Source organism: Gluconacetobacter sacchari, assembly GCF_014174255.1.
GTDB lineage: Bacteria > Pseudomonadota > Alphaproteobacteria > Acetobacterales > Acetobacteraceae > Gluconacetobacter > Gluconacetobacter sacchari.
Map to the genome: position 1 here is coordinate 1 of NZ_JABEQJ010000059.1, position 9,231 is coordinate 9,231.

Annotated in this window: 8 protein-coding genes; 6 read left to right on the top strand and 2 right to left on the bottom strand. The window is 63.4% G+C overall.

Annotated elements, in window-relative coordinates:
* Positions 1–381: 381 nt before the first annotated feature.
* A complete protein-coding gene (locus HLH48_RS22115; protein WP_246387707.1) occupies positions 382–1,158 on the bottom strand; it encodes an AraC family transcriptional regulator in 777 nt (258 codons plus the stop codon).
* A gap of 329 nt (positions 1,159–1,487) precedes the next feature.
* On the opposite strand from HLH48_RS22115, the gene leuA reads away from it, so the two are divergent.
* The gene (gene leuA / locus HLH48_RS22120) at positions 1,488–3,200 is read left to right on the top strand and encodes a 2-isopropylmalate synthase (protein ID WP_182999621.1); all 1,713 of its coding nucleotides are present in this window, start codon (positions 1,488–1,490) and stop codon (positions 3,198–3,200) included.
* Positions 3,197–3,664, top strand: a complete 468-nt coding sequence (locus HLH48_RS22125) for a YbaK/EbsC family protein (RefSeq protein ID WP_220795272.1) — start codon at positions 3,197–3,199, stop codon at positions 3,662–3,664. The genes leuA and HLH48_RS22125 overlap by 4 nt, the downstream gene beginning before the upstream one ends.
* 12 nt (positions 3,665–3,676) lie before the next feature.
* Here HLH48_RS22125 and HLH48_RS22130 read toward each other — a convergent pair whose 3' ends face one another.
* Complete coding sequence (locus HLH48_RS22130) at positions 3,677–4,489, bottom strand: AraC family transcriptional regulator (protein WP_220795273.1); 813 nt, start codon at positions 4,487–4,489, stop codon at positions 3,677–3,679.
* A gap of 67 nt (positions 4,490–4,556) precedes the next feature.
* Here HLH48_RS22130 and HLH48_RS22135 point away from each other — a divergent pair, with 67 nt between their 5' ends.
* From HLH48_RS22135 to HLH48_RS22150, 4 genes are all read left to right on the top strand, one after another.
* Complete coding sequence (locus tag HLH48_RS22135; RefSeq protein ID WP_182999622.1) at positions 4,557–6,017, top strand: efflux transporter outer membrane subunit; 1,461 nt, start codon at positions 4,557–4,559, stop codon at positions 6,015–6,017.
* Between the two features lie 7 nt (positions 6,018–6,024).
* On the top strand, positions 6,025–7,146 hold the full coding sequence (locus HLH48_RS22140; protein WP_182999623.1) for an HlyD family secretion protein: 1,122 nt from the start codon (positions 6,025–6,027) through the stop codon (positions 7,144–7,146).
* Positions 7,143–8,723 carry an MDR family MFS transporter gene (locus tag HLH48_RS22145; protein WP_182999624.1) on the top strand — a complete coding sequence of 527 codons (1,581 nt, stop codon included), beginning with the start codon at positions 7,143–7,145 and terminating at the stop codon, positions 8,721–8,723. The genes HLH48_RS22140 and HLH48_RS22145 overlap by 4 nt, the downstream gene beginning before the upstream one ends.
* A gap of 93 nt (positions 8,724–8,816) precedes the next feature.
* Entirely contained in the window at positions 8,817–9,002 is a 186-nt protein-coding gene (locus HLH48_RS22150) for a diaminopimelate epimerase (protein ID WP_182999625.1), read from the top strand.
* Positions 9,003–9,231: the final 229 nt, after the last annotated feature.

Below are 9,231 nucleotides of genomic sequence, written 5' to 3' on the forward strand. Positions count from 1 at the left end.
CTTCTGCAGAAGGCCGGAGCGTCCATCAGGGAAGTCGAGACAACCACATCATGAGGGGGGGGGCAGTTCCTCGTTTCGCCAAAGGGGTCAGTTCTTCAATTCGTTTGACAGAGGCCTCCGTCTCATTCCAATTCACGTCGTTCCTGTCGTCCATCTGCTACTTCCTTTCACAAGGGTCGTAGCGCTCCTCAATGTCTCGGAAAACCGTGCCCCACCCCATTCCGATTACGGTCGAGAGGCCATCGGTCACTTCAATCTCTTCCACGACAGCCATGCCGCCGGTTTCTGGACCGACGCCCTTCAATGGCTGAAGGGTGGCAGCAATCCTTGGCCAAGGCATGTCATCGAACGGTGAGCCATAGCGGCATGAATTGCCCCCCGCTACGACCGCCCCTGACCGCCGGCGAAATTTCCAAAATATTCGCTTGGTGATCTTCCAAGCGACCGGCGGAACATCGCTGAAAAGGCGCTTGGGCTGTCATATCCGCACGCGAGCGCGACGTTCAAAATCGATTGCCCCTCCGCCAGGAGCGACAGTGCATGCAATAGACGCGCCTGCTGTCGCCAATGGGCGAAACTCAAGCCGGTCTCGCGCCGGAAGAGCCGCATGAAGCTCGATCGACTCATATGAAGCGCGCTGGCAGCCTCCTCCAAAGAGACTGCGCGGACAGGATCGCTTTGTATCCAGTCGCAGAAGCGCGCGAGTTGCATGTGTTGAGGAGTCGGCAGGTTGAGCGGCTCGACGGGCAGGAACGCCAACTCCAGCAGCAGCAGCCGCGTGACGGCACAGCTAAACTCCACGTCTCGCGGCGTTTCGGCAAGTGCCGCGAGCCGCAGGATCAATTCGCGCAACAGCGGCGTCACCTCCACCACCGCGCAAGCGTCGGGCAGCCCCTTCGCTTCGGCCGGGTCGATCAGCAATGCGCGGAACTGCACGGTGGCGTAGCTTTTTGTCTCGTGCTCAATGCCCGCTGGAACCCAAACCGCCCGGCTCGGTGGCACGACCCATGTACCGGCTGGCGCTGTGACGGAAACAACGCCGCCGATTGCGTAAATGAGTTGCGCCTGCGGATGCGCATGGCGCGCGCGGACGAAGCGGTGCGCGTCCTGGCTGACGACAGTGATCCGATCCGTGGCAGTTCGCCCCAGCATTCCCATATTTGATCCGTTCGCGACGATAAATGCCCCTTGCCAGCGAGAGTATCATCGCTCCCGGAGATATGATAGCGCCAGTCCAGAATAGGTCTCTGTGTCTTACCGTGTTTGCAATCGCCCTCCCCGCCAGCCGTTACGTCCAGCCGCGCTTGGTGGCGTGGGCGGCTGTCGAGGCGTCCGGTGCGCGCATCTGCGCCCGGTTCGACGCACGGCAGGGTCAACGCCTTTCCGTCGTGCTGCGACTTACAGGCGGCCGCCAGGACTGACGGCATCCTGGCGACCGTATGCAGCCGTGCTCGCCTTCTCCCCCTTGCGTGCAACGGAAAACGATCATGTTGAAAAACCCGGAAACTAAATACCGCCCTTTCATCGCGCCCATCGACCTGCCCGATCGGCAATGGCCGTCACGGCGTCTGGCCGCGGCCCCACGCTGGCTGTCCACCGATCTGCGCGACGGCAACCAGGCATTGGCCAATCCGATGGGCGTGGAACGCAAGCAGCGCTTTTACGACATGCTGGTCGCGATCGGCTTCAAGGAAATCGAGGTCGCCTTTCCCTCGGCGTCGCAGACTGAATTCGACTTCGTGCGCTGGCTGATTGACGAGGACAAAGTCCCGGATGACGTGGCGATCCAGGTTCTGACCCAATCGCGCATTGATCTGATCGCCCGGACATTCGAATCTCTGGAAGGTGCCCACCACGCCATCGTCCATCTCTACAACGCCACGGCACCGCTGTTCCGGCGGGTGGTTTTCGGCATGGAGCGGCATGAAATCGTTGATCTGGCGGTCACTGGCGTCACGGCGATGCTCGAAGAGAGCCTGAAGCGCCCCGAGACCGATTGGACTTTCGAATATTCGCCTGAGACTTTCTGCTTTACGGAACCCGATTTCGCACTGGAAATCTGCGAGCGTGTGCTCGATATATGGCGGCCCACGCCAGAGCGCCCGGCAATCCTGAACCTGCCGGCGACGGTCGAAGTCGCAATGCCGAATGTCTATGCCGATCAGATCGAATGGTTCTGTCGCCACATCTCGCGGCGGGACGCGGTCGTCATCAGCGTTCATCCCCATAATGATCGCGGCACCGGCGTTGCGGCGGCCGAGCAGGCTCTGCTCGCCGGTGCGGATCGCGTGGAGGGCTGCCTGTTCGGCAATGGCGAGCGGACCGGAAACGTAGACCTCGTGACCTTGGCGCTGAACCTCTACACTCAGGGGATCGATCCCGGCCTGTCCTTCCCCGCGATGCGCAGGGTCGTGGAAACCGTCGAGCATTGCAACGGAATCCCGGTCCATCCCAGGCACCCTTACGCTGGGGAGTTGGTGCATACGGCCTTTTCCGGCTCGCATCAGGATGCCATTCGCAAGGGCTTTGCCGCGCACGAACAGCGTAACGACGGCCTATGGGAGATGCCGTATCTGCCGATAGACCCGATGGACATCGGCGAGACCTACGAGGCCGTGATCCGCGTCAACAGCCAGTCCGGCAAGGGCGGCGTCGCCTGGGTGATGGAGCAGGATCGGGGCCTGAAACTGCCCAAGCGGATGCAGGCGGATTTCAGCTCTCATGTGCAGACGCTGGCCGACGAAACCGGTCGCGAACTCGACGCTGCCGACATTTGGCAGCGCTTTGAGCATTGCTATTTACCGCGTCCGACCGATCGGTTCGCGCTCGTGGACTACGAGGAGACTGGTCCGGCGGGTCAGCGGCTCTTCATCGGCCGCATCGCCATCGACGGCGAGGTCCGTTCGCTCTCAGGACGCGGTAACGGCCTGATCTCCGGGATCGTGGCCGCGCTCGAAGAGGCGGGCGGTCCATTGCTGGACATTGCGGACTATCAGGAACATGCCATCGGTCGTGGTGCGCATGCACCAGCGGCAGCCTATGTCGAATGCCGCACAACAGATGGCCGAACGGTGTTTGGTGCGGGCATTGATCCCGACATTGCCACGGCATCCGTCCGGGCGCTTTTAAGCGCCGCCAACAACGCTCGACAGGGGATCGCGCCTCAACTCAACAAGGGGCCCAGGAGAAAGGGATCATGATGGATATGGTCGGCAAAGTGCGGCAGGCGTTGCTCGCCTCCGGACATGAAGACAGCATCGCCGAATTTCCGGCAGGTACACACAGCGCTGCCGATGCGGCGGCCGCCGTCGGCTGCTCCGTCGCGCAGATCGCCAAATCGATCGTATTCCGGGCCGGCGAGCACGTCATCCTGGTCGTCGCTTCCGGCGCTCACCGCATCGACCGGAGCAAGGTCTCGGCCGCGATCGGCCAACCCGTAAAAACAGCCGACGCCGCATGGGTGCGGAGCAAGACGGGATTTGCCGTCGGTGGCGTCGCTCCGATCGGCCATGACTGTCAGGTCACAACCGTCATCGACAGCGCGTTGCTGCCGCTCGATCCGCTTTGGGCCGCGGCGGGGTCTCCGATGCATGCATTTCGGACGACGGCGGAGCTGCTGATACGCCTCACCAACGGCACGGTGGCTGACGTGCGTCAGGCCTGAGTCGGTCAAGACTCATTGATGAGCCAGATAAGCGGTCGGGGATACGCCGAGCGTTCGGCGGAACATGGCGGCGAATGCGCTCGGGCTGTCATACCCGTGCTCCAGCGCCACTTGCAGCACCGAGGCTCCGGCCGCAAGGCGAGGCAAGCTCAGCAACAAGCGCATGCGGCGCAGCCATTCCCCGAAACTCATCCCTAGCTCGCGATGAAACAGGCGCGCGAGAGTCCGGCCGCTGACATGGATTTCCGCCGCGAGGTCCTCGAGCGTGACGGATGCGGACGGGTCAGCGATCAGCCGTTCGCAGAGGCGCCCGAGACGCGGATCGCGCGGCATGGCGACGTGCAGATGCAGGCGTGGCGCGGCTTCGATCTCGTCAAGGATCAGTTCCATCACCCGTTCGTCCCGGCTCGTCGGCGCATAGTCCAGCGGGATACGGGTCGCCGCGACGATTGCCTCTCGCAGAAACGCGGAAACCTCGATCACCTCGCATGTCAGCGGAAGGCTGGATCGCGCGTCCTCCCGGACGAAGATTGTCCGCATGGAAACATCGCCGGCGATCCGAATCCCATGCTCCTCGCGTGGCGGCATCCAGACGGCCCGTCCAGCCGGTACCACCCAACTTCCCTCCCCGCTCGTCACGGTCATCACACCGCCTAGCGTGTGGATCAACTGCGCCCGCGGATGGCTGTGCGGGGCGATGTGCTCGCCATCGGGATGATCGCTCGCCAACGCCGCCACCGGCCTCGACGAGCGCTCGCAGTCTTGAAAGGTGCGCACCTTGTCCATATCGCGACGATAATTGTCTTTTTTAACGGAGAAAGACAAGCAGTCATCACTTAAAACCGAGGATCGTTAACATCGAGCGGACACCGTGAGTCATTCTTGCGACGGCGTGATCGCCGCCATTCTCTCCACATCGCTTCTGGCTGGCTGCGCCACGACAACGCCGCCTCAATCCACTGTGACCATCCCGAACCATTTGACGGATAGCGGAGCCGTGCGCTCCGACGCGCCACCATCGACATGGTGGCATCTCTATCGCGAACCGGCACTCGACGCTCTCGTCGAGGAGGCGCTGGCGAACAACCGCGACCTTCGGGCCGCATCGGCGAACCTGCTACAGGCCGGTTCGATCCTGAGCGAAGCTCGGGGGGAATTATGGCCAACGACGCGTCTTTCGACCGGTGCCGGTGATGGCAGCACAATTCAGGACCAGATCGCCGCAGCGTCAAGAGGAACCGACGATATCCGAACCGGACAACGGTTCGACATCGGAACCAATATGTCCTGGGAGCTGGACCTTTTCGGTCGGCTGCGCTCCACGGTCAAATCCGCAAAGGCGGATGCGCAAGCATCGGCCGCGCTGGAAGATGGTGTCCGGGTCGCTGTCGCCGCCGGCGTGACCGGCGCCTGGCTCGACGCTTGTGGTTATGCTCATCGGGCTGATGTGGCGCGCCGGTCCCTGGAACTGGCGCGACATGGTCGGGATTTGGCCGAGCGGCTGCTGGCTGCCGGCAGCGGCCTGCCGGTCGACGTGTTGCGTGCCGATGCCTTGGTGGGCCAGGCAAGCGCGGCCATCCCGATGCTCGATGCGAAACGACATGACGCCCTGGCCGAATTGGCGGTTCTGACCGGGCGTCCGCCGACCGAGATACCTGCTGCCGCTGCGGCATGCAGGCGGTTGCCGTTCATCACGACGCCATTGCCGATCGGTGACGGCCTGACTCTGCTGCGGCGTCGCCCGGACGTGCGCGCCGCGGAACAGAAGCTCGCGGCCGACACCGCGCGGATTGGGATCGCCGTGGCCGGTCTCTACCCCCGTATCTCTCTCGATGGTGGCGCCGCGATATCGTCGCCCACAGTCGGAGGGATCGCCAGCCGCAACAATCTCGTCTGGCGCGTCGGTCCATTGTTGAGTTGGAGCTTCCCCAACATCAGCGCCGCCCGTGCGCGCATCAGGTACGCCAGAGCTGGTGAAGCCGTGGGCCTCGCCAATTTCGACGCCACGATCCTGAGAGCCCTCAAGGAGGTGAATCAGACGGCGGAGGATTACGGCGCGGCGCTGCGCCGGCAAAATGATTTGCGGGCGGCCGCCGACCACAGCGCCCGCGCGGATCGCCTCATGCGGATCCAGCGATCGGCGGGTGCGGCGTCCGCGCTGGAAGCACTGGATGCGGAACGCGCGGACATCGATGCACAAGCGGCCCTCGCCGCTGCCGATAGCGATGTGGCCACGACGCAGGTGGCTCTGTTCAAGGCATTGGGCGGCGGGTGGGAAAACGCCCCGGCCGTCGCCCTGCCATCCCCTCAAAGAACGGCGTCCACCGCCCCGGTGACCGCCTCCTCGAAGTGATGTTTCCATGACCGATACCGCCGCCAGAATGCGTTCGTCCTTCTCTGCTTTGCGCCCGAGCCGTCACCAGCTCATGACCTGCGGCTGTGCGATGGCGCTCATCGCCACCTGCGTGTTCGGCGTGCGCTGGTGGACGACAGGCCGCTTTATGATCGAAACCGACGATGCTTATGTACGAGCGGATGTGGTGACGATCGCCCCTCGCGTCGCAGGCAATATCGTTTCGGTGGCCGTCGCGGATAATCAACGGGTACGGGCCGAAGACGTTCTCGCGCGAATCGACGATCGGGATTACCGCATGAGGGTCGAGCAGGCCGAAGGGGTGGTTGCCTCCGCGAAAGCCGATGTCGAGGCGCAGCAGGCGCGCATCGCCACGTTCGACGCACAATCCATGCGGCAGCAGAGCGTGATCGAACAGAATGGCGCCGCCGTCGCAGCCCGCGAGGCAGATGCTCATTTCGCTGATCTGGAATACCGGCGGCAATCCAGCCTCTCCCGGCAGAAGGTCGGCAGCACGCAGAATCTGCAATCCGCCGAGGCAGTGACGCGCAAGGCCGCAGCGACGCTGGCCGAAGCTCGCGCGACGCTGGCCGCTTCCCGCGCCTATCTGCCGGTTCTCGCCACCCAGCGGGACGCCGCGGCTGCCGATCTCGACAAGGCGCGCGGGGCGCTGCGACAGGCGCAGGCGGCGCGGGATGCGGCACGCCTCGACCTGGAGCGAACGGTAATCCGGGCGCCCGTGGACGGGCAGGTCGGGCAACGAACCGTGCGTGCCGGGCAATATGCCGACATCGGCACACCGCTGATGGCGGTCGTGCCGGTGCAGGTCTACGTCGTTGCAAACTACAAGGAGACGCAAACCGACCGCATCCGCCCTGGTCAGTCGGCCGAGATCATCGTCGATGCGTTCGGCGGTGCGGCCATCAAGGGCCATGTCGATGGCTTTGCGCCGGCGTCCGGCGCTCAGTTCGCGCTGCTTCCTCCCGACAACGCCACGGGCAATTTTACCAAGATCGTCCAGCGGATGCCGCTGCGCATCGTGGTCGACCCGGGCCAGCCGCGCACGGCCGAGTTGCGGCCGGGCATGTCGGTTGAAACCACTGTCTATACGCGAGACTCCCGACCATGACCGGCCGCGCGGAGACGGGCCAGGCTGCCGGTCATGTGTCCTTGCGCTCCTGGGTGGCCGTCCTGGGCGGTGTCGTCGGCTGCTTCATGGCGGGCATGAACGTCCATGTGACGAACGCTTCGCTTCCCGATGTCCGAGGATCGCTGGGGGCTTCGTTCGAGGAAGGGTCGTGGATCACCACGGCCTATCTGGTCGCCGAGATCATCATCATTCCGATGGCCGGATGGCTGGTGTCGGTCTTCTCGATGCGGCGCGTGCTCATGGTTGGAACAGGCGGCTTCGTTCTGTTCTCGATTGTTTGCTCGATGGCGCCCGATATCAACACCATGATCGTCGCCCGCGCCTTGCAGGGAGCATTTGGCGGTGTCCTGATTCCCCTCTCCTTCCAGATCATCGTCAGCGAACTGCCGTCGTCGAAGCATCCGTTCGGCATGGCCTTGTTCGCCGTCGCCAACAATGTCGCGCAAGCCGCCGGACCTTCGCTCGGCGGCTGGTTGACCGAAGCCTATAGCTGGCGCTGGATCTTCTATCTCCAGGTGCCGCCGGGCCTGCTGCTGCTGGCGGCGATCGGCTGGGCCACGCCGCGCGCACCGGCGTCTCTCGACAAGCTGCGGAGCGGCGATTGGAGCGGCATCATCGCGATGGCGCTCGGCCTGTCCGCGCTCCAGATCATGTTGGAGGAAGGGGAGCGCAAGGACTGGTTCGCGTCGACCGTCATCGTCGAGGCCGCGATCATTGCCGCGCTCGGCCTCGCCGCGTTCGTCCTGGTCGAGCTGTGGCAGAAGACGCCCTTCATCAACCTGCGCCTGCTTGGCCGTTACAACTTCGGGCTCGCGAGCCTGATGCAATTCACCTTCGGCGCCGTCGCGTTCGGGGTGGTGTTCCTCGTTCCAAACTATTTCGCCGAGGCGCACGGCTATAACGCCGAGCAGATCGGGCTGACCATGATTCCCTATGGCCTGATCCAGTTCGTCATGTCCTTCGCCACCCCCAAGCTGATGCGATGGACCAGCGTACGCGCGATCATCATTCTCGGCTTCGTCGTCATGGCCGCGGGCTGCCTGATGAATATTCATCTCGACAGCAACGCGGCCGCCAATGTCATCGTGCCGTCGCTCGTGGTGCGCGGGATCGGTCAGTCGTTCATCGTCGTGGCGCTGGGCGTGATGGCGGTGGATGGGCTTGAAAAGTCTGAGCTGGGGTCGGCTTCCGGATTGTTCTCGACCGTCCGAAATGTCGGCGGCGCCATCGGGATCGCGGTGGCCAGTCAGTTTGTCGTGGAGCGCGAGAAGCTGCACGCAAGCCGGATCGGCGAGGCGGTCAGCCCTTTCTCGATCGCGTTCCGGGAGCGGACCATAGGGCTGGTGAGGTTGCTGAGCAGGCAGCGAGTCGATTCCCACACAGCGCTCTACGGCAAATCGGCGGATCCCTATCGGCAGCAAGCGCTCGCTGTGATGGACAAGCTTGTCCACCATGATTCGCTGCTGCTTGCCTACAGCGATGCGTTCCTGATCGCGGGAATATCCATGTTGATCTGCGCGCTTGGAGGCTTGCTCCTGAGAAAGCGTCAGCCTTGAGTCATAAATGGGCGAATCGCAAGTGGCGGGCCGCACCTTCCGACCCGCGTGCCCACCTGCGCGCTGGAAGCGGATGGCTTGAGATCGGTCGATATGGGCAAGCCGCATTGCACCTTCTTTGTCGACGATGTGGAGGCCGTGCCTGTCGAGACGCTTGGCCCGGGGATTGAAACCCATCCGCCGTTCCCATCGAAAACTAACCTCCACTCCGTTCAGGTGATCGGCCCCGCGCGGATTCGCCTCCGCATCCGGGAACGCGGCGGCGGGCCGTTCGAGTGAAATGGGATGCGTTGGGTCCGTATCGCTGACCGGGCCTGTCGAAGCCAGTTTTCACGGGATCGCATCCTGGCCCGGATCTTCAACACGCTTCCCCGAATGCGGATGCGAGGCAGGGTGAACTTGCGCTGAAAAAGTGGAGAGCTCCTGATACACTGAGAGAGGAGTTTTCTGGGCATGCCACAGAAGCGGTTCACGAAGGAATTTGAGGATGAGGCCGTTCGCCTATCGC